Below are 21,538 nucleotides of genomic sequence, written 5' to 3'. Positions count from 1 at the left end.
TGAACCCCATTCGAATGTTGATCGTGTGAACGAGAACGCCTCAAAAATCGATTTATTGTGCTTGGCCGACCCGGCTCACGCTGTGGGCGCAAATGAGATGCCGGGGGACCGAATGGCCACGACCGATACGCATCTCCTGACCCTGTCGTGCCGGAACCGCCCAGGCATCGTGGCGCGGGTCGCCACCCACCTGTTCCTGCACGACGCGAACATTCAGGACGCCCAGCAGTTCGACGACGAGGAGACCGGGCGCTTCTTCATGCGCGTCCGCTTCGGCCTCATATCGGATGCGGCATCGCCGGAAAAGCTTCGCGGCAGCTTCGCCGAGGTCGCCACGACGTTCGGCATGGATTGGACGATGCGCCCACGCCGCGAAAAGCAGCGCGTCGTCATCATGGTCTCCCGTTTCGATCACTGCCTGACGGACATCCTATATCGCTGGCGGATGGGCGAACTCGACATGGAGATCGTCGGCATCATCGCGAACTATCCGCGCGAGACCTATGCTGCCCACGAGTTCGGGGACATCCCGTTCGACTACTTGCCGATCACCAAAGAGACGAAGCCCGAACAGGAAGCGGCGGTCTGGCGGGTCGTCCAGGACCGGGGTGCCGACCTCGTGATCCTGGCGCGGTACATGCAGGTCCTTTCGGACGATCTGGCAACGAAGCTCGCGGATCGCTGCATCAACATCCACCACTCCTTCCTGCCGGGGTTCAAGGGAGCCAAGCCGTATCATCAGGCGTTCGAGCGCGGCGTCAAACTGATCGGAGCGACGGCGCACTACGTCACCTCCGATCTGGACGAGGGGCCGATCATCGAGCAGGACGTCGAGCGGATATCGCACGTCGATACGCCAGACGATCTCGTTCGCAAGGGGCGCGATATCGAACGGCGCGTGCTTTCCCGGGCGATAGCCTGGCATCTAGACGGCCGGGTGCTGCGCAACGGATCCAAGACCGTCGTTTTCCGGGACTAGGCCATGGCAGCTCGTATCGTCGATGGCAAAGCCATAGCCGCAGGGTTGCGGGCTGAGCTCAAGGAGAAAGTCGAGGCTTTCGGCAAGACTGGCCGAACGCCCGGCCTTGCCGTCGTGCTCGTCGGAAACGATCCCGCCAGCGCCGTCTACGTCCGCGCGAAGGCTCGTCAAACCGTCGAAGCCGGGATGCGGTCGTTCGAGCATCGACTTCCAGAAGATGTGTCGCAAGACCAACTGATGCGATTGGTCGAGACTCTCAACGACGACTTCGCCGTGGACGGAATCCTGGTCCAGCTTCCACTTCCGCCTCACATCGACGCGGCTGCGCTCCTATCGGCGGTCGATCCTGCCAAGGATGTCGACGGCTTCCATCCGATCAATGCCGGTCGCCTAGCGACGGGGGATGCGCGCGCCCTGACGCCCTGTACGCCGCTCGGCTGCGTCCATCTGCTGAAGAGCGTCGAAGCGGACCTGTCCGGTGCGCATGCCCTTGTGTTGGGGCGCTCAAACATCGTCGGGAAACCCTTGGGTCAGTTGCTGCTGGGCGAGAACTGCACGGTCACGATCGCCCATTCCCGCACTCGCGACGTCGCCAACCTCTGCCGCGCCGCGGACATCGTCATCGCCGCGACAGGGCAACCGGAAATGGTTCGCGGCGACTGGATCAAGCGCGGCGCGCTCGTCATCGACGTAGGCATCAATCGCATCGAGGAAAACGATGGCTACCGAGTGATCGGGGACGTCGCTTTCGACGAGGTCCGTGATCGAGCCGGAGCCATCACCCCGGTTCCCGGCGGCGTCGGTCCGATGACGATAGCCTACCTGTTGCAAAACACGCTCAAGGCCGCACGCCAGCGGTTGGGCGTCGCCGCTATCTGAACCGGGCGGCGACGGCTTCGGTTCCGCGCGCAAGGATGCCGGCATCGATTGCGACGGCGGTGAACGACGAGCCGGCCGCGATGCAACGGCGCGCGAACGCCTCATCCGGCGTCAGGATGCCGGCAGGCTTCCCCGCCGCGCGGATTCGACCGATGGCGGCGAGAACCTCGGCCTCGACCGATGAATGGCCGGGTTCTCCGGCATGTCCAAGACTGGCGGCAAGGTCGGCAGGGCCGATGAAGACCCCATCGACGCCGTCGACGCTAGCGATGCCTTCAAGCTGCTGTAAGGCCTCGACCGTCTCGATCTGGACGACTACGCAAAGCTCATCGGTGGCGCGCTTGGCGTAGCCGGGAATTCGCCCGAACCGTGTTGCGCGCGTGAGGCCGGATACACCGCGCAAACCCGCCGGCGGATAGCGAGTGGCCGCGACAGCCGCCGCTGCCTCGTCCGCATTCTGGACGTACGGAATGAGGAGGGTCTGCGCTCCCAGGTCGAGGAAGCGCTTGACGAGAACGACGTCGTTCGACGCCGGCCTGACCACGGCCGCCACTTGATAGGGCTCGACCGCCTGGAGCTGGGGGAGCACCGTCAAGGGGTCGCCGGGCGAATGCTCGGTGTCGAACAGCAACCAGTCGTATCCGGCGCCCGCGACGGCTTCAGCCACATACGAGCCTGGCAGCGAACACCAGAGGCCGATTTGCTGTCGCCCGGCGAGCAACCCTTGCTTGAAGCGATTGGGGGCAGCTCCATGACCGCGCTCATACGAAGGAAACCGAGATCGCGCCGATCGGACCGTAATCCGCGGTGACCACGTCACCGCGCTTGATGTCCACCGGCCGCGTGAACGATCCGCCCAACACGATCTGCCCCTTTTCGAGCTTGGCGCCCACGGCGTGCAGCTTGTTGACGAGCCAGGCGACACCAGCGGCGGGATGGCCCATAATCGCCGCAGAAACTCCGGATTCCTCGATGATGCCGTTGAGCGCCAAGGTCGCACCGATCCAGCGGATGTCGACGTCCATGGGGCGGATCGGCCGCCCGCCCACGACGATAGCCCCGAACGCGGCATTGTCGGCGATCGTATCGACGATCGCGCGCGGTACCTCGGTCCGGTAGTCGATGATCTCGAGCGCCGGCACGACGAATTCGGTGGCGCGTAGGACGTCGTAGATCCGACAGTTGGGCCCCTGCAAATCCTCGCTCATCACGAAGGCCAACTCGACCTCCAGCCGGGGCTTGATGAACAGGTCGGCGCGGATCTGCGCGCCGTCATTGTACAGGGCGTCGTCGAGAATGCGTCCATAGTCGGGTTCGTTGATCTTCGACGCCATCTGCATGGCACGCGAGGTCAGGCCAATCTTATGACCGGCGACCCGTGCGCCGGCGTCGATGCGCGCCTGGGCCCAAATGTCCTGTACGCGGTAGGCATCCTCGATCTCCATGTGCGGGTAGGTCCGCGATAGCTGAGGGCAGGGGACGCGGTCCCGTTCAGCCCGCAGGATCGTTGCGGCCGCCTCGCGTCGTTCGTCTTCCGTCAGCATGCGGTGGTCCTTCGTCTCAGCGAATGGGGGGCCGCGGCAGGATCGCCTCGCCTGGTTCCATGGCATAGGTGTAGTCGAGCGAATACCAAGGTCGCGTCACGTCCGGCTGCTCCCGATGCGGCTCCTCGTGCCTCACGAAGTCACCGATTAGCGATCGCGTCACGCCGAACTGGACGTCAGAGTCGATGTGCGGATCATTGGGATCGTAGACCTGCGAGATCAGCACCTTAAAGCCGGGCTTGAAGATCAGCGCGTGCAGATGTGCGGGCCGCATCGGGTGGCGACGCTGCGCTTTCAGAAGACGCCCGACGACGCCGTCGGTGGGGATTGGATAGCCGACCATCATCACGGATCGGAACCAAAAGCGGCCATCCTCGTCGGTCGTGAACTTGCCGCGGAGATTCATCTCCGCTTGCTCTGGATCTTGGTTTTCGTAAAGGCCCACCGGCGAGGCATGCCAGACGTCGACCTCCGCGCCAGGGATCGGTCGGCCCTGGCGGTCGGTTACGCGCGCCGTCACGAAAAGCGGGTCACCCCGAGTGTCGGACCGCAGAATCGAGCCGCCATTCTCAACACGGGGAGAGTCGAGGCGCCAAAACGGTCCAAGCAGCGATTGCGACGTTTCGGTGTTACCGCCGTCGCCGTTGTTGAGCAGGCAGACGAGCGAAGAGACGCCCAACGAGCCCGCCATCAGCATCATTTCGTTGTGCGTGTCCGAAGCGAGCTGGCCAACCTCGTTGAGGACCGCGACGGCCTCCCGGAATTCCGCTTCCGTCAGCCTCACGTCCCGGACGAAGCCGTGCAGATGATTTACAAGCGACACCAATATCTCGCGCAGTCGCGGATCGTCTGTGTGCGCCATCACATCCAGGGCAGCGGTAGTTACGTCGGCCTCGCTTGCAATGAGCATGTCTCACTCCTTCAGCCGAACCTTCTTTTTTAATCGATTATTTGTCAAGGCGACGGTTACCGTAATAGCCGTGCGCGAGCGTGAAACGGTAAACAAGGGCGGGGGCCGGCGGGTTTTTTGACGAATTTGGCGGGGTAGCGCAGTGATAAGCTACCAACCTAGTCAATATAAATCGATTTTCATGGAGCGTTTCGTTCGCCCGGCCGATTTTGCACCGGCGTCGTGAACCGCTCAGATCATGAGGTGATCCACCTGCGTTGAATAAAGGCCGAGATGCCGAAAAATCGCCACAAGCCCGAAGAGATCGTCGCGAAGCTGCGCCAGGTCGATGTGGTGGTCTCACAGGGGTAATCCGTTGCCGACGCGATCCGTTCGACCCGCGTCACGGAGGTGAGCTTACTATCGCTGGCGCCGTGAATTCGGCAGCCTGAAGTCGGATCAGGTGAAGCGGATGGCTACAAGCCGCTGGCTCCGGAGGTCTTCGTCCCCGCCATGACTACGCGGGCGGCTGCGCAAAACGCACCGGCTACGCCGCCCGCGCTGGGCTGGCGCCAAGGCCAACCGTCTACTAACAATCAAAGCCGGACCAACCGGCGGGGGCGGATCCGCGCTCCCATTGATGGTTGAACACGCGTCAAGAATTCAAATCGGTGGCTTTCATCGATGCAGCCAGTCGATCAATCTGATGGATTAGAAAAACATGCGACCAAGCCCACCGCCGCCAGTCGAATCCGCCCTCGATGCCATCGGCAATACACCGGTCGTACGCCTGCGCCGCATCGTGCCAGAAGGGAGTGCTCAAGTCTTTGTAAAGCTCGAGTATTTCAATCCGACCGGCTCATACAAGGACCGCATGGCCAAATCCATGATTGAGGGGGCTGAGCGGCGCGGGGATCTGAAGTCAGGAATGACGGTAGTCGAGGCGAGCGGCGGCAGCACGGGATCTTCGCTTGCGTTCGTTTGCGCGGTGAAGGGTTACCATTTCCTAGTGGCCTCATCGAATGCCTTTGCCATGGAGAAGCTACGCACGATACGCGGCTTTGGCGCAACCGTTGAGCTGATCCACAGCGCTTCCGGCAAGATCTCTGCCGACTTAATCCCCTCCATGATCCGTCATGCACAAGAGGTCTCCAAACGAGAGGACTGCTATTATTCAGACCAGTTCAACAATCGCGACGCCTTAATAGGCTACGAGAATATCGGCCACGAGTTGGTCGCACAATTTCCGGACGGTATCGACGCCTTCTGTGGAGCAGTAGGTGTGGCAGGAATGACAATGGGTGTGGCAAGGATTCTAAAGTCGCGTTCCCAGAAAGTCCGGATCGTAGTTCTTGAGCCGGCCTCATCACCCGTCATATCGGAGGGTCGGGCCGGAACCCACCATGTCGAGGGTATTGGGGTGGGCTTCATTCCACCTTTGCTAAATCACGACCTCTACGACGAAGCGCGCAGCATTCACGAAGAAGAGGCGCGTGCTATGTGCCGCCGACTGGCGCGTGAGGAAGGATTGCTGGTCGGCACGTCGACGGGCCTCAACGTGACGGCAGCAATTGCTTTGGCCAGAGAGCTGGGATCGGGAAAAACCGTTGTCACGGTGGCAAGCGATACTGGTCTGAAGTACATGAACGGAAATCTTCTTGCTGATGCCTGATGAAATTTGTTGAAGTCAAGCCATCACGCCCCTGTGCATGGCGATGAAGTAATTCTGGGCGAGATTGAAGGGATCTCTGATGCGGCCGATGGCACTCCAGAGGCCGCTGTCGGTTCTTTCAGCGGCCTTTCTCAACGGGGCTTCGAGTTACCGCGGATTTGCTGACACCACGGACTGGTCGCGAAATCGTCGTCATCGCTGGTCGAAGTGGAACGAAAAAAAGGGGCCGCCGTCAGTGTGACGCGGCCCAAGTTACACCGTTGGCCGCCAGCCAATAGTGTGGGGAGCGGCAGGGAAGTGAGGGGAGTGGCTCTACTGCCCTGAGACCGCGAATACGTTATCGTGAAAATTACTCAGTGCCACAATATCCCGGTTTACTTTTCATGAATTGTACGGTTGTGGGCCTCTCTCGCGCACATTCCGCTCGCACCTGCCGCCTCTTCTGAAACAAACCCCGGGCTGGCCTCACGCCGTGGACACTCGCCCCATCGTTGCAGCTGATCTAAGTCCTTAAAGCTGGATCGCTTTAAGCTAGAGTTTTCCGCGCCGTTTCCCTGTGGAAGGCGATGAAGGACTCGAAGTTCTCGGACGCCCAGAAGGCGTTCATCCTGAAGCACGGCGCGGACGGATTCCGGTGGCGGAGATCTGCCGACGGGCCGGGATCAGCCAGGCGACGTACTTCGATCGGAAGGAGAAGTACGAGGCTGCTGCCGGCGGAGATGCGCCGGCTGAAGCAGCTCGAGGACGAAAACGCGAAGTTGCGCAAGCTGGTCTACAATGAGTTAGACTTGCAACTCCGGACCAAGACCCCAAGCGTCGGCTCAAGGCGGAGGCAACCGCAGCGGGCAGCGGGCAGCGGGCAGCGGCGCGCGGCGTATTTGGTGCGCCGACTCTATATGTGGAGGACGAGATGTTCTTCGGCAATGACCGCCTGCACGTCGTGCAGGATCATTTGGCGCGAGCCGCATGAAACCGCTGGTCATCATCACCGGCGTCGGGCCGGGCACCGGCTCAGCAATGGTCCGACGGTTCCATGAAGGCGGCTATCAGGTCGCCATGCTCGCGCGCACGGTCGAGCGCTTGACGGATCTCGAAGACGAACTCCCCAACGCTTTTGCGGTCCCCTGCGATGTGGCCGATCCTGCGGCCCTCGCGGTAGCCCTCGATGGCATCGAGCAACGCGCCGGCGCGCCCAAGGTGGTGATCCACAACGCCGTGGGCGGGGCCTTCGGTAACTTCCTCGACATCGATCCGGACGTTCTCCAGCAGAATTTCCAGGTCAATGTCATGGCCCTGCTCCACCTTGCCCGGTGGGCGGCACCGCGGATTGAGGCGGCAGGCGGCGGCGCGCTGCTGGTAACTGGCAACACCTCTGCCTACCGCGGAAAAGCCCCATTTGCCGGTTTTGCGCCAAGCAAAGCCGCGCAGCGGATTCTAACCGAATCCATCGCTCGCGAGATGGGGCCGCGGAGCGTACACGTATCCTTCATGATGGTCGATGCGGTGATCGATGTGCCATGGGCCCGCGCGCGTTTCGCGGACAAACCAGATGACTTTTTCATTCAACCGTCTGACATCGCCGAAGAGGTCTGGCACGTCACTCATCAGCCACGCTCGGCTTGGTCGTTCCTGACGGAGGTGCGTCCCTTTGGCGAGTCCTGGTAATCGGAGCGTCAGCTTTACGCTGGAGCGAGATGTCCAAATACGCCCGTAACGGCTCTCTGGCGACGGAGGGCTCCTTGGTTGGTGGCTAAGCCTAATCATGTTGAACTGAAGTAAGCCTCATTGTGTATGTCCTTATCGACACGTGGGCATTGAGGAGGGCGGTCCCGCATGGTATCGGATGCGCAGATCGCTCAGGTGATCGAGCGCACGCTGAACACTTTCAAACGGCTCGCAAAGTTGCCCAATTCTCGATTAGAAGTGTAGCTATTGGATCACCTGACTAGCGCAGTGCGGTCGGTGGCATACGATGAGCTGCACCCGGTTACTTCCGATCGTTTGGTTTGAGCCCGGCTGCGTCTTTGTCCATTCGAACACCTATTCCTGTCGCGTGCTGTCATCGGCGTGGCGCCGCGATTTCCCTCCATCGGCGCGGCCATCTTCGAGAGCAACCCCAAAGTGCTGCCGAAGCATCTGGCGGTGTTCCTCGGCGAGGCACATCAGGCGAGCAGGCTGCTGTTCCGAATCCGACACTGGCAGCGAGGCAGTTCCTCAGCGTCGTGAGAGACATCTCGGCATAAGGCGCCTGCTGCTGCCTTGGGCGCCGCCGACCGGGCCGAGCTTTAGGGGCAGACCGAGGCCGGGATCGACCCGTTCCTTCACTTTTATGCGCCGCGCGTGACGTAGCGGCGACCTGTCGTCCGGCACGCCTGAATTTTTATGCTTGCCAAGCAGGTGGAGCTGCTGCCTTGGATTTTCCGCGAATGTTGCGGATGACGGACGTGAAGACGGCGGCTGGCACCGGATCCGGTAGCTGGCTGCGGCGTCTGGGCAGAGAGGACTTTGATGGAACAGCCGTCGGAAACTGGGGCTGCGTGGCGACACGCCAATGTCGGACGGCTCCTCAACAATGCCGTCCGTCGTTTCGAGGCACGGGTGCTCGATCTCATGGCGCAGAGCGGGCATGGCGAGACACGGATCGCGCACGTCAGCCTGACGCGCAATCTTGATGTCGAAGGAACACGGTTGACCGAGCTCGCACGTCGCGCGTCGATGACCAAGCAGGCGATGGGCGAATTGGTAGACCAGTGCGAGCTGCTCGGGTTGGTTACGCGATCGGTGGATCCGACAGACCGGCGGGCCCGAATCGTCAGCTTTACGGTTGCCGGACATGCTTGGCTTTGGGGCGTTCCGCGACGCAGTGGATGTCGCAGAACGAGAGATGCGCTCGGAACTGGGCGACAAGACCATCGACGCAATCGTGACGGGTTTGTCGTCGTATGGTGCGTCGTTCGATACTCTCGGATCAATTTCGTCAGGTAACTTGACTAAATGAATCTTCGCACTATCATTGTCGCTATTCTAAAACGGGGGAGCGCCGGAGCATTGAGTTCATCGATCGATACGTTCGCCTGAACAAGGCGATAGCCGCTGAGGCAGAGATGAGCTCGTTGGCCGTGGCTTGAGCACGTGCCGTCTAATGCTGTTGATCGGCCGGGCTGGGTAGAGGACATGTAATGAAGATCGCGATAGCGGGCGCCGGTATTGGCGGCCTGACGGCGGCGCTTTGCCTCCACAGAAAGGGATTCGAAGTCGAGGTATTCGAAGCGGTCGAGTCGCTCCAGCCGCTCGGCGTCGGCATAAACGTTATGCCCCATGCCTCGGGTATCTTGCATGGGCTCGGGCTTGGCGACAGCCTCGACGACATGGCGATCCGGACGCGTGCTATCGAATACCGGACTCGCTTCGGTCACCTGATTCAATCGGATCCGCGATCAGTCGAGGCCGGCTTCGATTATCCGCAATATTCGGTGCATCGAGGCGAACTCCAGTTCATGCTCCTCGATGCGGTCCGGAGTCGCCTCGGCGCCGGTGCCGTGACACTCGGCAAGGCTATCGCCGCCTTTACGCAAGACCGGCACAGCGTGTGCGCGACCTTCGCCGATGGCGCGATCGCGCATTGTGACCTTCTGATCGGTGCGGACGGTTTCCGCTCTATCGTGCGCCGACAGCTTCATCCACAGGAAGGGCCCGCGCATTACGAAGGCACAATGATGTGGCGGGGCGCCAATCTGCAGCCGGCTTTCGCGGATGGGCGCACGATGTTTATCGCGGGCGACCATAATGTGAAATTCGTGTGCTATCCGATCAGCGCTCGCGCCGCCCGTGACGGCAACGCGCTGGTGAACTGGGTGGCGGAGGTGCGGCACGACCAGCCGCGCGCAGCCGACGAAGCCGATTGGACGCGCGAGGGCGACCGCGACTTCATCGCGTCCTTTCTCGGCTTCCAGATGCCGGATATCGACATCGTGCAGCTACTGCGAAATACGCAGAAGATCACGCAGTACCCCATGATCGATCGCGATCCATTGTCCTGGTGGACGCAAGACAGGGTCAGCCTCCTCGGCGATGCCGCCCACCCGATGTATCCCATCGGTGCAAACGGAGCCTCGCAGGCGATCCTCGATGCACACGTCTTGTCAGAGGCTTTGGCCGGCCGGGATGGACCGGAAGGTCTCCTAGCATATGAGGCGATCCGGCGGCCGATCACCACGAATGTCGTGCTGAATAATCGCAAATCCGGCCCTGAACGGGTGCTCGATATTGCGGCTGCGCGAGTCAAGGGGCCGGAAGATCGCATCGAGGACCTGATTTCCGCGGCTGAGCTGGAAGAGGTTGCTGCGAGTTACCGGCAGGTCGCTGGCTTCATCAGGTAAGCGGGCTAGGCATGCGCACCTTCTACGCGGGCTTCGAGCCGGGCCAGCCGCCCGTTCGTGTTAGCCTGGGTGTCGGGCTGCTTCGTGCGGTCGGGGCGGAACTTACGACGCTCGGCCTGGCGCGCGCACTCGTCCTGACGACGCCGGAGCAGGCAGCTCAGGGAAGGCTCCTGCAGGCCGATCTCGGTCCGCTTGCGCACGGCTTGTTCAGCGGCGCAACGATGCACACGCCGGTCGAGGTGACGGAGGCGGCGCTGAAAGCAGCGCAGGGCGCCGATTGCCTTGTCGCCATGGGTGGTGGCTCGGCCATCGGCCTCGCCAAGGCAATCGCCTTGCGCACCGATCTTCCGCAGATCGTGCTGCCCACCACATATGCCGGCTCCGAAGCGACGCCCGTGCTGGGGCAAACCGTCGATGGCGTGAAAGAGACGCTCCGATCTCCGAAGATTCAGCCGGAGATCATCCTTTATGATCCAGAGCTCGCTGTTTCACTGCCGATCGGCCTGAGCGTGACCAGCGGCCTCAATGCAATGGCGCACGCCATCGAAGCGCTCTATGCGCGCGACCGCAATCCGCTTTCCGATCAGTTGGCGCTCGGCGGCCTGCGCGCGTTCCGAGAGGGCTTGCCGCAGATCGTGGCTACCCCCTCCAGCCTGCCGGCCCGCGAAGCGACATTGTTCGGTGCCTGGCTGTGCGGCACGGTACTCGCCCAGGTCGGCATGGCCTTGCACCACAAGCTCTGCCACGCCCTGGGCGGCGCTTTCAACTTGCCGCATGCGGAGATGCACGCGGTTCTGCTGCCGCACTCAGCTGCCTATAACGCCGAGGCTGCCGGTGCTGAGCTTCGGCCGGCGGCCGAGCTTTTCGGCGGCACGATCGGCGGCGGTTTGTATGATTTCGCCGCGGCGCTGGGGGCTCCGCTCGCCTTACGCGATCTTGGTCTCGCCGAACGCGATCTGGAGCGGGCTGCTGACCTCGCCGTGCGCAACCCCTACTGGAATCCGCGACCGGTCGAACGGGAAGCGGTGCTGGGTTTGCTGCGGAACGCGTGGGAGGGCCGGAGGCCAGAATAGTTGCGTTGCGCGATCGACCTCCAACAAGCATCGACAAGACGATCATCGGGAAATGCCATGGCAGTCTACTTCAGCGAGGAAGCTTCAGTCGAAGCCGTTACGGCTCGCGTCGGAACGAATGTCGATCCGCGGCTTGCGCAGGTCATGGCTTGTCTTGTCAAACACCTTCACGCATTCGCCAAGGAGTGCCAGTTGAGCCAGGCGGAGTGGGAAACGGGTATCGCCTTTCTCACGAGAGCCGGCCAGATGTGCAGCGAGGAGCGGCAGGAGTTCATCCTGCTGTCCGACACGCTCGGTTTCTCGATGCTGGTAGATGCCATCAACAACCGCCGGCCGGCCGGTGCCACCGAGAATACGGTGCTCGGCCCCTTTCATGTCTCCGGCGCTCCCATCCGCCAGATGGGTGACAACATTACGCTCGACGGCAAGGGCGAAAGTTGCCTCTACGAGGGCCGGGTCCTCGACCTCGACGGCAATCCGATCGAGGCCGCGCGGATCGATGTCTGGTCGGACAATCCCGACGGCTTCTATGACGTGCAGCAGCCCGATGTCCAACCGAAGTGGAACAACCGCGGCATCTTTTCCACAGGCCCGGATGGAGCATATCGGTTCATTGGGATCAAGCCGGTTTCCTACCCGATCCCGAATGACGGGCCGGTTGGCCAAATGCTCGGCCATCTGGGGCGCCACCCATACCGGCCCGCCCACATGCATTTCATAGTTACGGCCGCTGGCTACCAGAAGGTCATGACGCATACCTTTGTCGGCGGCGACCCCTATCTCGATTCCGATGCCGTATTCGGGGTCAAGGAGACGCTCATCGCTCCTTTCGAGCGCGTCTCCAATGGAAGCACCCTCTGGCGTTCGCCGTTCGATTTCGTGTTGACGCGCTCCTAGCGCGTGCGCTGCCGCAGGGCGCGAAGGCATCGTGCAAGGCCGCCGCCGCGTCGGCTGCAAATCATGCGTGCCCGACCAAGCCGCGTCGGCCGCGCTCCGATCTAAGCCTTGATTTGAGCCCAACAGATCGTTTTCAGCTGAAATCCATTGTCCCGTCCAGGATAATGGCAACGGCCACCCTTCAGCTCGCGTGCGTCATCGAAGGAAGAAGCGCCCGGCGCGGCGATGATCCGCGCTGGGCGCTTCGCACTCTCGCTATTTGCTGCTGTACTCGGTCACGAGCGAGCGGGCGGCCTTCAGGAGCGCCTCGCCATCCCCGCCTTTGGCTTTTACTTCCTTCAACCACTCGGCAATCACCGGTTCGGTGGCGCGGATCCACCGCTGGTACTCCTCGTCCGACAGCGTCGTGAAAGTATTGCCACGCGCCTTCGCGAGCTGGCGTGCTGGCTCGATCGTGCTGTCCCAGACCTGCCCCGCCTGCCTAGACAGAACCGCGCCGCTGTTGCGGTCAATGATGGCGCGCAGATCGGCCGAAAGGGAGTCGTATCGCGGCCCGTTCATCGCGAGAATGAAGATGGCGTTGCTCAGCTTCGCCTGGCCGGGTGGTGTCTCGGTATGCTTTGTGGTGATTTCCTCGAGCTTGAGTGTCGGCATCACTTCCCATGGCGTGGAAAGCCCGTCGATCACATTCTTCGAGAGCGATTCCGGAACCTGCGGTATCGGCATCTGAATCGGGACGGCGCCGAGGGCAGCCAGGGCCTTGGCGCCGATGCGGCTTGGAGCGCGCAGCTTCAGCCCCTTTAGGTCCTCCATCGTCTTGATGACTTTTTCGATGGTGTGGACGTGACTACCGTCATGGACGTGAGCTGCGAGCAGGTGCAGGCCACGGTACTCGTCCAGCGCGTGGCGCTGCACATATTCCCAGAATGCCTCGCTGCTGCCGGCCGAGTTCTTCGTCATGAACGGAAGCTCGAACACTTCGGACTTCAGGAAGCGCCCAGCCTGATAGGTCGGAAGCGTCCAGACGATGTCCGCGATGCCATCCTTCGCCTGGTCAAAGAGCTGGGGCGGTGAACCTCCGAGCTGCATGCTGGGATAGATCTGGCACTTCAGGCGGCCATCGGACTCCGCCGAGAGCTTGGCGCACCAGGGCTCGATCAACTGCTTCTGCGCAGTCGAGTTGGAGGGGAGGAAGTGATGCACCTTCAATGTCACGGTCTGCGCCTGCGCCAAGCCGCTCAGGGCCGCGACGGCCAGCCCAACGGACATGCCCAATAGTGAACTACGGCGTAACATCTATTTGTTCCCTCCCAGGTTAGCCGGCGTATCGCACGAGAAAGAGCGAGATCGCCGGGAACAGTACTAGCGCCACGATGCGGATCAGGTCGGACGCCAAGAAAGGAATGACTCCCTTGAACGTCTCTGCGAGTGGGACATCCTTGGCCATCCGGTTGATGATGTAGACATTCAGGCCTACGGGCGGGTGGATCAGGCCGATCTCGACGACCGTTAGCGCCAGGATCCCGAACCATACGGATTTGTCGGCAGGCGAAAGTCCAAAGAAATCCAACCCCATCACCACAGGATAGAAGATCGGAATGGTCAGGAGGATCATCGCGAGCGAGTCCATGACGCATCCAAGGAAGAGGTAGATCAGCAGGATGCCGGCGATCACCAGCAACGGGGGCAGGCCACTTGCGGAGACTGTGGAGGCCAGCTCCGCCGGGAGCTGCGAGACCGCAAGCGCCGTGTTCATCATGTCGGCGCCGAGCAGGATCAGCATGATCATCGCGGTCGACTGGGCAGTGCCGAGCAGGCTGTCGGCGAAGGCGCGCCAGCCGAATCCGCCCTTTGCCACGGCGATCGCTCCACATGCCGCGGCTCCCACGGCGGCGGCCTCGGTAGCGTTTGTCCAGCCGGCATAGATGCCGAAGATAACGATGACGAAGACCAGCAGGATAGGGATGACACCAAGTAGGCTGGTCAGGCGATGCGACCAGCTCGCCTTCGGTCCCGCTGGACCGGCTTCCGGATCGCGGCTGACGATGATGCGCACGACGATCATGTAGCCGAGCGTCGCCAGCAGTCCCGGCACGACGGCAGCGGTGAAAAGCTTGCCGATCGATTCCTGGGTCAGGATTGCATAGATGACGAGCGGGATGGATGGCGGAATGAGGATGCCAAGCGTGCCGCCGGCGGCCAGCGCGCCGGTGGCGAGGCTGCCCTTATAGCCGTGGCGCCTGAGCTCCGGCAGAGCGACCTGTCCCATCGTTGCCGCTGTTGCAACCGACGAGCCGCAGATCGCGCCGAAACCGGCGCAGGCGCCGATCGCTGCATAGGCGATGCCGCCGCGGCGATGGCCGATGAATGCACCGACGAAATTGAACAGCCCGCGACTGAGCCCGCCGTGGGTGGCAAACTGCCCCATCAGCAGGAACAGGGGAATGACCGCCAGATCGTAGTTGGAGAGGCGCGCATAGGCGAGGTTCTTCAGCGAAGCGAGAAAAACCGTCCAGTTCCAGTCGATGAGATAGCAATAGCCTGCGGCGCCTGCCGTGAACATCGCGATGCCGATCGGTGTCCGCGCTGCGATGAGGACCAGCAGGCCGACGAAAACAAGATATCCGATGCTGGTGTGGCTCACGCGCGGCTCCTATCGTCGCGAACGAACGGTCGGACGGCCATGTAGAGGCCGGCAACGGCCTGCAAGGCGAAGCCGGGGACGACAAACGCCTGGGACAGCCAGATGGGCCACGAGAGCAGCGCCGAGGTCTCGCCGGATTCGTGCAGCGCCACCGCTCCAACGGCCGTGCGCCAGGCAATCAGCGCCGCGACGAGCCCGAGCAGCAGAGAGCCGAACGCCTCGAATTTTCTTGACCAGGCCGGACCGAACTGGTCGGTAACGATGCCGACGCGCACATCACCGTTGGACAGGTGGCAGAAGGCGAAAAAGCAGGCGAGCGCGGGCGCCGCCAGCATCTGCACAATCTCGACATCGCCGACGATCGGCGAGGACCAGAGTTTGCGGCCGAGCAGAGACGCCAGAGACATGGCGACGATTGCCACCATCATGAGGCCGCCGATGATGGCCAGGCTTTGCGAGACCCTGAAGAGCAGCCGCCCGAATGGGTCGAAAAGGTGGAATGCCGGTTCGTGCGCTTCCATGCGCGCTCTCCCTACGCTTGTTCGTTCGAATTTTTAGGGGCGGGCCGGTCTCGCATACGGACCAGTTTGAGCAGGGTTTCGGTGACCGGTACGCTGCGGCCGAGCTGTTTCGCTTCCGCGACGACGGCACCGTTGATCGCCTCGATTTCCGTTCTTCTGCCGGCAAGAATATCCTGCAGCATCGATGGCCGATGTGAGCGGTGCGACTGGAATGCATATTCCAGCATCGCCGCAACCTTCTGTTGGTCGGCTCCGAGCCCTTTCGCCCGGGCAACCCCGACGACTTCATTTGCTACCGTGCCTGCGAGGCTTCGCCCGTTTGCATCGTCGCCGATCTCGCCGACCGTCAGCCCGGTCATAGCTGCGACCGAGTTCATCGCGGCATTGAAGGCAACCTTCTCCCAGATCGCGGCTTCCACGTTTGGGTCGGCCGTGCCGCGCAGTGCCGCACGATTGAGCACGTCTGCGATTGCGCGGACTGCGGGCTCGTCCCGGCCGCTCATGTGCCAGATTCGGATCTCTCCCTGGCCGACGCTGCGAACATGCGCCGGTCCGACCGAATCCGCGGCCCAGTTGGTCATCCCGACGACGATCCGATCCGGATCGACATATCGGGCGAGAAGCGCGGCATTGCCGAGGCCGTTCTGAAAGGTCAAAAGATGGGTGGCGGGGCCCAGCAGATGGCGGCAGCTTGCGATGGCGGTTTCGGTATGGGCGGCTTTCGTCAGGATGATCAGCAAGTCGAAAGGCTGCGTCAGATCGCTTGCGAGACTGGCGGGAACGGTAATTTCCAGCGTCACCTGGTCGCTCTCTAGGCGCAGGCCTGCGTCGTTGATGGCGTTCACCCGGGCTGGATCGTTGTCGATCAGCGTCGTGGCGTAGCCGGCATGGGCCAGCCGCGCGCCGACGAAGCTGCCGAGTGCGCCTGCCCCGATGACCGCAATGCGCTCCGGCGCCATTGCTTCCGGCTGTTCGGCGGTATCTGGGTGAGGTTGAGACGTCACGCTGCCGCGCCTGCGAACGCGTCGTGGAGAAAGGCGTGCGTCAACAGATAGCTCGTGCGCGTCGCCGCGGGTTCATACTTGGCGATCCCGGGCACATCGGCGTCGGGATCGGTGAAGGCATGGAGCACGCCGCCGAAGACCATCAGTTGCCATCGGGCGCCAGCGCCCTGCATCTCGGCTTCAAATACATCGCGCTGCGCTTTGGGTGCGATGGGGTCCTCCGAGCCGTGCAGCGCCAGGATCGATGCGATGAGGTCGCCACGGCTTGCCGGTAGGGACGAAGTGAGATCGCCATGGATCGAGACGACCGCGGAGATGTCGGCGCCGCTTCTTGCAAGTTCGAGCACGCTTTTACCGCCCAGGCAGAACCCGATGGCAGCCCGCCGTCTCGGGTCTCCGACACCGGACGAAGCGGCGTTCTCGGTCGCGACCCGGAGAGCTGCTGCCATGCGGCGGCGGTGCTCTTTCGGATCATCCTTTAGCGCTTCGGCCAGTGGGCCCGCCTCCGCCACCGATTTCGGGCGACGGTCGCGGCCGTAAAGATCCGCGACGAAGATCGCGTAGCGATCTCCTGCAATCAGCTTGGCTTGCTCGACAGCCTCCTCGGACACTCCCATCCAGTTCGGAGCCATCACCACGATCGGCCGGTGGGCGCCGGATGAGGCATCGAATACGAGCTTGCCGAGATAAGGCTGACCGTCGATCTCGTACGGACAATCGTTCACATGCATCGCGGGGCCTTTCAGAGGGGAGCGGACGGCGCGGCTTCCGCCTGCAGGAGCCGGGACGGAAGCGCTTCCCAGATCTCGCCGGCGTCGAAGGCGCTGAAGAAGATGCGATCGCTGGAGGTCGCCATGATGCAACGCACACCGCTACCTGCGTTAGGCAGCGCGAATTCGGTGATCGTGGAGCCGTCGGCCGGTGCGCGACCGATACAGCTCGTTGCATTCTCGGTGAACCAGAGGTCGCCGGCTGTCGTCGTGACGATGCCGCGAAGCGAAGCCTCTGGGCTCGGCACGGCATATTCCGTCATCTCGCTGTCGCGACCGATGCGCAGCAGAGCATTTGCGTCGGTGAGCACGGCCCAAATCGAGCCGTCAGGATGGCAGGCGAGGGCGCGCGGCGCGCTGCTCGGACTTGGCGTCCGATATTCGCGCAAGGTGCCGTCGAGGTTCAATCGGCCGATTTTGCCGGCGCCGACCTCGCTGAACCAGATCTCGCCGTCGCGAACCACCAGCGAAAGCGGGCGGCTGGTCGTTTCGAGATGTGCGGCCTGTACGACCTCGCCGTCGGGCGTGACGTAAGAGATGCGTCCGGCCTCCACCTCCGAGAACCAGACATTGCCGTCCGGTCCAAGGATCAGGCCGGTCGGCCCGGAATGAGCCGGGAGCGGAAACTCCGTGATTTCACCCTCTAGGGTGATGCGGCCGATCGCGTCGCTCCCCTGTTGCGCAAACCATAGCGCGCCATCGCTGCCAACCGTGATGCCCACCGGAAACGCGCGCGGATTCGGTAATTTAAACTCGACGATCTCGCCTGATCTCAGGTCAAGGCGGCCAATGGCCGAAGCCTGACTCTGGCAAAACCAGAGAGCTTCATCAGGCCCTTCCACGATGATATAGGGGCCGCTCGCATCGGTAGGTGGCCGATAAACGCGAAAGCCGGAAGCGAAATCCGAAGCAGCCGCGCTCGACTTGACCAGAGTGCCGGCACTGGTCGATCCAATCACATCCATGAGCATGTTCCCGGTGAATGCGGCGTGCCGCAGCAGGTTGTCGCGAGCCAGACCGGCCTAATGGCCTAATGCTCAGCGCCGTAGAGTTGTACGGTTCCTCGATCGACCGGTATGTCGAGAAGGTAGGGTCCATCTCCTGCGAGGGATTCGCGCAGTTGTCCGGGAAGGCTCGCGGCGTCGCTGACGCGAGCGGCGCGACAGCCGAGAGAACCTGCAAGGGCAACGAAATCGATGCCGGGCAGGTCGATGCCGGGGGGAGCGGAAATCTGCATGCTGCGGCTGAAGGCGCGCATGGCACCGTAGCCGGCATTGTTCAGAACCAGGAATGTGATCGGGAGGCGGTGCTGCGCTGCCGTCCAAAGCGACTGGATAGAATACATCGCCGAGCCGTCGCCGACGAGACAGACAATGCGCCGGCCGGGCCGGGCCAGTGCAACTCCGATCGAGGCCGGCAGGCTATAGCCCAATCCGCCGCTCGCCATCGTGTAGAAGCTGTCAGCGCCGGCCATCGGCAGATAGCGTTGGATCGCGGGGCGGTGCGACGGCGCCTCTTCGACAACGATGGCGTCTTCGGGGAGCAGGCCCGACAGCAGGTCGAGCGCGAAGGCTCCGGGGATCGGATCGGCCGGTGCGGGAGCCGGCGGCACGCGGCGCGCCGGTGGCGGTTCCCTCCTGCTCGGTGCGAGGTGCTCCAGCAGCGCTGCCAGCGAGGGGCGCAGCGCGCCGATGATGCTTTGAGCTCCATAGGCGACCGCCGCCTCGGTCGGGTCGTCGGTCAGTTGCCAGATTGCCGTTCCGTCGTGGATCACCGCGCAATGACCTTCGACATGGAAGGTGAAGACCGGCGCTCCGAAGACGACGATCAGGTCATAGGGTTCCAGCGCGGCCGACAGCGGCTCGGGCGCTGCCTGGAGAAAGCCTGAGAATAGTCTGTGCCGCTCGGGGAAACTTGCCCGGCTGGACATCGGGCTTGCCCAGACCGCTGCATTGGCGCCCTCGGCCAGCGCGACCATCGTCTCCACGGCTCGCGAGCGATCGACTGCAGGACCGACGACGAAGGCGGGTCGCCTGCTAGCGCTGATCGCTTCAGAGAGCCTGACTGTCGCTTCGGCGTCCGGTCCGAAATCATAGGCGATGGAGCGCTCCGGAAATGGCGAAGCGGCGTGCGACCAGTCATCAGAGGGCACCGATACGAAAGTCGGCCCGCGAGGATGCTGCATTGCCGTATAGTACGCGCGCGCTATTGCGGCTGGCACATCCTCGGGCCGTGCGGGTTCGGCGCTCCATTTCACGTACGGCTTTGGAAATTCAGCCGCCTGCTCGGCATAGAGATAGGGCTGCAGTGACAGCAGGCTGCGGGATTGCTGGCCTGCCGTGACGACGAGGGGCGTCTTATTGCGGAATGCGGTGAACAGGTTGCCCAGCGCGTGTCCGAGACCGGCGGCCGAGTGGAGGTTCACGAATGCTGCGTTGCCGGTGGCCTGGGCATAGCCATCGGCCATGCCGACGACGCAGGATTCCTGCAAGCCCAGGACGTAGGGAAGGTCCTCAGGCCATTCACGCAAGAAGTTGAGTTCCGTGGAACCCGGATTGCCGAAGACCCGGTCGATCTTCAGCGAGCGCAACAGATCGAGCGTTGCCTCTCTGACGGAAAGGCGCTGGCGTGCGGTCGAGTTTCTGCTGTTCATGCTGTGATGTCCGGCACTGGTTGAGAGCTACCGCCCGTTCGTGTTGCAGGCATTTGTCCGGGCCTGCCGAGGTCTGTCGGGCATTCCGCGACTTGGCATGCCTAGGCAGGGGGAGTGCTGCGATCCGCCTCAGAACGGGTAGTGCTTCGGAGCGGTCTCGATGGTGATCCAGCGCAGCTCGGTAAATTCGTTCACGCCTGCCTTGCCGCCGAAGCGTCCGTAGCCGCTACCTTTGGTCCCGCCGAAAGGCATCTGCGCCTCGTCGTGGACTGTGGCGCCGTTGATGTGGCAGATACCGCTTTCGATGCGCTTGGCCACCGACAATGCACGAGCGATATCGCGGCTGAAAACGGATGCCGCGAGGCCGTATTCGGTGTCGTTCGCGACCTTAATGGCCTCCTCGACGCCTCTGACCCGAATGACGGAGACGGAGGGACCGAAGGACTCCTCACTATAGATCCGCATTGCCGGCGTGACGTTGTCGAGAACCGTTGCGGGCATGACGGTCCCTACGACGGGACCGCCGGCAACGCGTGTGGCGCCCAGGCGCACTGCGTCCTCGACGAGCTCCTCGGCGCGGCGGGCGGCCTCCCGTCCGATCATCGAGCCGATGACCACGTTTCCGGTTCTCGGGTCGCCATGCGGAAGAGACTGCGCTTTCGCTGCCAGCTTGCGCACGAATTCGTCGGCGACACTCGCATCGACCACCACCTTCTCGGTCGACATGCAGACTTGGCCCTGGTTGATGAAAGCGCCGAATGCGGTTGCGTTCACGGCTGCATCCAGGTCTGCGTCGTCGAGCACCACGAGCGGCGCCTTGCCGCCGAGCTCAAGAAGGACCGGCTTGAGATGCCGCCCAGCGGTCTCGGCAATCAGCTTCCCGACGCGCGTCGAGCCTGTGAAATTGATCCGCCTGACGGCAGGATGCGCGATCAAAGCCTCGACGATCTCGGCAGCATCGGCCGGCGCGTTTGTGATCACGCTGATCGCGCCCTCAGGTACTCCCGCCTCACGGAGGACCTCGCCGATCAGACAATGAGTGCCCGGGCAAAGTTCGGAAGCCTTGAGAATGACCGTGTTGCCGCAAGCGAGCGGCATCGCAACAGCCCGAACGCCGAGAATGATCGGCGCGTTCCAAGGCGCCATGCCGAGGCAGACGCCCGCCGGTTGCCGGACTGCCATGGCCAGGCAGCCCTTTTCGTCGGATGGGATAACTTCGCCGGTTATCTGCGTCGTCATAGCAGCGGCCTCACGAAGAATGCCGGCAGCGAGCTTGGTATTGAACTTGGCCCAGATCGCGGTGGTGCCGATCTCCGCGACCATGGTCCGGACGAATTCATCCTGGCGCGCTTCGAAGAGATCGGCCGCCTTTAGCAGAAGCATGCGCCGCTGGCTTGGCCCGAGGCTGGACCAACCGGCCAAGGCAGCCTGAGCAGCTTCGACTGCGGCGATCGCGTCCGCCACCGTAGCCGCCACGGCGCGCGTCGCTACCTCGCCTGTCAAGGGGTTGAGGCGGTCGAAGGTCCGCGCTGGTCCGGCGCCTATTTGGCGGTTGCGGACTGCATGCTCAGCTTCCATCAGGTTTCTCCCTTTTGATTTTTTCACACCCTGGGTGACTGACCATCGCGACGATC

19 protein-coding genes and 4 pseudogenes are annotated in these 21,538 nt (G+C 62.6%); 12 read left to right on the top strand and 11 right to left on the bottom strand.

The window, feature by feature from the left end:
• Positions 1-112 precede the first annotated feature (112 nt).
• Entirely contained in the window at positions 113-979 is an 867-nt protein-coding gene (gene purU / locus QO058_RS29360) for a formyltetrahydrofolate deformylase (RefSeq protein WP_284173347.1), read from the top strand.
• A 3-nt stretch (positions 980-982) separates the two neighbouring features.
• Positions 983-1,858, top strand: a complete 876-nt coding sequence (folD, locus tag QO058_RS29355; RefSeq protein ID WP_284173346.1) for a bifunctional methylenetetrahydrofolate dehydrogenase/methenyltetrahydrofolate cyclohydrolase FolD — start codon at positions 983-985, stop codon at positions 1,856-1,858.
• Here folD and QO058_RS29350 read toward each other — a convergent pair.
• The 3 genes from QO058_RS29350 to QO058_RS29340 are packed head-to-tail and all read right to left on the bottom strand — an operon-like array spanning position 1,851 to position 4,312.
• Complete coding sequence (locus QO058_RS29350; RefSeq protein WP_284173344.1) at positions 1,851-2,579, bottom strand: aldolase/citrate lyase family protein; 729 nt, start codon at positions 2,577-2,579, stop codon at positions 1,851-1,853. The genes folD and QO058_RS29350 overlap by 8 nt on opposite strands.
• 40 nt (positions 2,580-2,619) lie before the next feature.
• Positions 2,620-3,402 carry a 2-oxo-hept-4-ene-1,7-dioate hydratase gene (gene hpaH / locus QO058_RS29345; protein WP_284173342.1) on the bottom strand — a complete coding sequence of 261 codons (783 nt, stop codon included), beginning with the start codon at positions 3,400-3,402 and terminating at the stop codon, positions 2,620-2,622.
• A 16-nt stretch (positions 3,403-3,418) separates the two neighbouring features.
• Complete coding sequence (locus QO058_RS29340; RefSeq protein WP_284173341.1) at positions 3,419-4,312, bottom strand: dioxygenase family protein; 894 nt, start codon at positions 4,310-4,312, stop codon at positions 3,419-3,421.
• A gap of 273 nt (positions 4,313-4,585) precedes the next feature.
• Between QO058_RS29340 and QO058_RS29335 the strand changes: the two are divergent.
• From QO058_RS29335 to QO058_RS29295, 10 genes and pseudogenes are all read left to right on the top strand, one after another.
• A pseudogene (locus QO058_RS29335) lies at positions 4,586-4,766 on the top strand (IS3 family transposase); the annotation flags it as partial.
• Between the two features lie 246 nt (positions 4,767-5,012).
• Positions 5,013-5,963: a PLP-dependent cysteine synthase family protein gene (locus QO058_RS29330; RefSeq protein WP_284173340.1), complete on the top strand. Its 951-nt coding sequence runs from the start codon at positions 5,013-5,015 to the stop codon at positions 5,961-5,963.
• A 566-nt stretch (positions 5,964-6,529) separates the two neighbouring features.
• Positions 6,530-6,736 (top strand): annotated as a pseudogene (locus tag QO058_RS29325) (transposase); the annotation flags it as partial.
• A gap of 80 nt (positions 6,737-6,816) precedes the next feature.
• Positions 6,817-6,933, top strand: a pseudogene (locus QO058_RS29320) (DsbA family protein); the annotation flags it as partial.
• Positions 6,930-7,628: an SDR family NAD(P)-dependent oxidoreductase gene (locus QO058_RS29315; RefSeq protein ID WP_284173339.1), complete on the top strand. Its 699-nt coding sequence runs from the start codon at positions 6,930-6,932 to the stop codon at positions 7,626-7,628. The pseudogene QO058_RS29320 and the gene QO058_RS29315, both read left to right, overlap by 4 nt.
• A 351-nt stretch (positions 7,629-7,979) precedes the next feature.
• Complete coding sequence (locus tag QO058_RS31570; RefSeq protein ID WP_432212105.1) at positions 7,980-8,189, top strand: TetR/AcrR family transcriptional regulator C-terminal domain-containing protein; 210 nt, start codon at positions 7,980-7,982, stop codon at positions 8,187-8,189.
• 282 nt (positions 8,190-8,471) lie between these two features.
• Positions 8,472-8,961: pseudogene (locus tag QO058_RS29310) on the top strand (MarR family winged helix-turn-helix transcriptional regulator).
• A gap of 181 nt (positions 8,962-9,142) precedes the next feature.
• The gene (locus tag QO058_RS29305; protein ID WP_284173338.1) at positions 9,143-10,342 is read left to right on the top strand and encodes a flavin-dependent oxidoreductase; all 1,200 of its coding nucleotides are present in this window, start codon (positions 9,143-9,145) and stop codon (positions 10,340-10,342) included.
• Positions 10,343-10,353: 11 nt separating this feature from the next.
• Positions 10,354-11,415, top strand: a complete 1,062-nt coding sequence (locus tag QO058_RS29300; RefSeq protein WP_284173337.1) for a maleylacetate reductase — start codon at positions 10,354-10,356, stop codon at positions 11,413-11,415.
• 57 nt (positions 11,416-11,472) lie between these two features.
• The gene (locus QO058_RS29295; protein WP_284173336.1) at positions 11,473-12,312 is read left to right on the top strand and encodes an intradiol ring-cleavage dioxygenase; all 840 of its coding nucleotides are present in this window, start codon (positions 11,473-11,475) and stop codon (positions 12,310-12,312) included.
• Between the two features lie 255 nt (positions 12,313-12,567).
• Here QO058_RS29295 and QO058_RS29290 read toward each other — a convergent pair whose 3' ends face one another.
• The 8 genes from QO058_RS29290 to QO058_RS29255 form a co-directional block, all read right to left on the bottom strand.
• On the bottom strand, positions 12,568-13,608 hold the full coding sequence (locus QO058_RS29290; protein ID WP_284173335.1) for a TRAP transporter substrate-binding protein: 1,041 nt from the start codon (positions 13,606-13,608) through the stop codon (positions 12,568-12,570).
• 19 nt (positions 13,609-13,627) lie between these two features.
• Positions 13,628-14,956, bottom strand: coding sequence for a TRAP transporter large permease (locus tag QO058_RS29285; protein ID WP_284173334.1), 1,329 nt, complete (start codon positions 14,954-14,956; stop codon positions 13,628-13,630).
• Positions 14,953-15,477 carry a TRAP transporter small permease gene (locus QO058_RS29280; RefSeq protein ID WP_284173333.1) on the bottom strand — a complete coding sequence of 175 codons (525 nt, stop codon included), beginning with the start codon at positions 15,475-15,477 and terminating at the stop codon, positions 14,953-14,955. The genes QO058_RS29285 and QO058_RS29280 overlap by 4 nt, the downstream gene beginning before the upstream one ends.
• Positions 15,478-15,488: 11 nt before the next feature.
• The gene (locus QO058_RS29275; RefSeq protein WP_284173332.1) at positions 15,489-16,481 is read right to left on the bottom strand and encodes a ketopantoate reductase family protein; all 993 of its coding nucleotides are present in this window, start codon (positions 16,479-16,481) and stop codon (positions 15,489-15,491) included.
• The gene (locus QO058_RS29270) at positions 16,478-17,212 is read right to left on the bottom strand and encodes a dienelactone hydrolase family protein (protein ID WP_284173331.1); all 735 of its coding nucleotides are present in this window, start codon (positions 17,210-17,212) and stop codon (positions 16,478-16,480) included. The genes QO058_RS29275 and QO058_RS29270 overlap by 4 nt, the downstream gene beginning before the upstream one ends.
• 11 nt (positions 17,213-17,223) lie before the next feature.
• Positions 17,224-18,222, bottom strand: coding sequence for a Vgb family protein (locus QO058_RS29265; protein WP_284173330.1), 999 nt, complete (start codon positions 18,220-18,222; stop codon positions 17,224-17,226).
• A 59-nt stretch (positions 18,223-18,281) separates the two neighbouring features.
• Positions 18,282-19,904: a benzoylformate decarboxylase gene (gene mdlC, locus QO058_RS29260; protein ID WP_284173329.1), complete on the bottom strand. Its 1,623-nt coding sequence runs from the start codon at positions 19,902-19,904 to the stop codon at positions 18,282-18,284.
• 129 nt (positions 19,905-20,033) lie between these two features.
• Positions 20,034-21,482, bottom strand: coding sequence for an aldehyde dehydrogenase (locus QO058_RS29255; RefSeq protein WP_284173463.1), 1,449 nt, complete (start codon positions 21,480-21,482; stop codon positions 20,034-20,036).
• Positions 21,483-21,538 lie beyond the last annotated feature (56 nt).

It is taken from the genome of Bosea vestrisii (assembly GCF_030144325.1).
Classification (GTDB): Bacteria; Pseudomonadota; Alphaproteobacteria; order Rhizobiales; family Beijerinckiaceae; genus Allobosea; species Allobosea vestrisii_A.
Note: the sequence above shows the minus strand (reverse complement) of the source record. Positions and strands in the feature narration are given on the sequence as shown.

Coding starts and splice junctions, on each gene's coding strand:
- purU (WP_284173347.1), top strand. CDS start 113: ATGGCCACGACCGATACGCATCTCCTGACCCTGTCGTGCCGGAACCGC.
- folD (WP_284173346.1), top strand. CDS start 983: ATGGCAGCTCGTATCGTCGATGGCAAAGCCATAGCCGCAGGGTTGCGG.
- hpaH (WP_284173342.1), bottom strand. CDS start 3,402: ATGCTGACGGAAGACGAACGACGCGAGGCGGCCGCAACGATCCTGCGG.
- QO058_RS29340 (WP_284173341.1), bottom strand. CDS start 4,312: ATGCTCATTGCAAGCGAGGCCGACGTAACTACCGCTGCCCTGGATGTG.
- QO058_RS29330 (WP_284173340.1), top strand. CDS start 5,013: ATGCGACCAAGCCCACCGCCGCCAGTCGAATCCGCCCTCGATGCCATC.
- QO058_RS29315 (WP_284173339.1), top strand. CDS start 6,930: ATGAAACCGCTGGTCATCATCACCGGCGTCGGGCCGGGCACCGGCTCA.
- QO058_RS29305 (WP_284173338.1), top strand. CDS start 9,143: ATGAAGATCGCGATAGCGGGCGCCGGTATTGGCGGCCTGACGGCGGCG.
- QO058_RS29300 (WP_284173337.1), top strand. CDS start 10,354: ATGCGCACCTTCTACGCGGGCTTCGAGCCGGGCCAGCCGCCCGTTCGT.
- QO058_RS29295 (WP_284173336.1), top strand. CDS start 11,473: ATGGCAGTCTACTTCAGCGAGGAAGCTTCAGTCGAAGCCGTTACGGCT.
- QO058_RS29290 (WP_284173335.1), bottom strand. CDS start 13,608: ATGTTACGCCGTAGTTCACTATTGGGCATGTCCGTTGGGCTGGCCGTC.
- QO058_RS29280 (WP_284173333.1), bottom strand. CDS start 15,477: ATGGAAGCGCACGAACCGGCATTCCACCTTTTCGACCCATTCGGGCGG.
- QO058_RS29270 (WP_284173331.1), bottom strand. CDS start 17,212: ATGCATGTGAACGATTGTCCGTACGAGATCGACGGTCAGCCTTATCTC.
- QO058_RS29265 (WP_284173330.1), bottom strand. CDS start 18,222: ATGCTCATGGATGTGATTGGATCGACCAGTGCCGGCACTCTGGTCAAG.
- mdlC (WP_284173329.1), bottom strand. CDS start 19,904: ATGAACAGCAGAAACTCGACCGCACGCCAGCGCCTTTCCGTCAGAGAG.
- QO058_RS29255 (WP_284173463.1), bottom strand. CDS start 21,482: ATGGAAGCTGAGCATGCAGTCCGCAACCGCCAAATAGGCGCCGGACCA.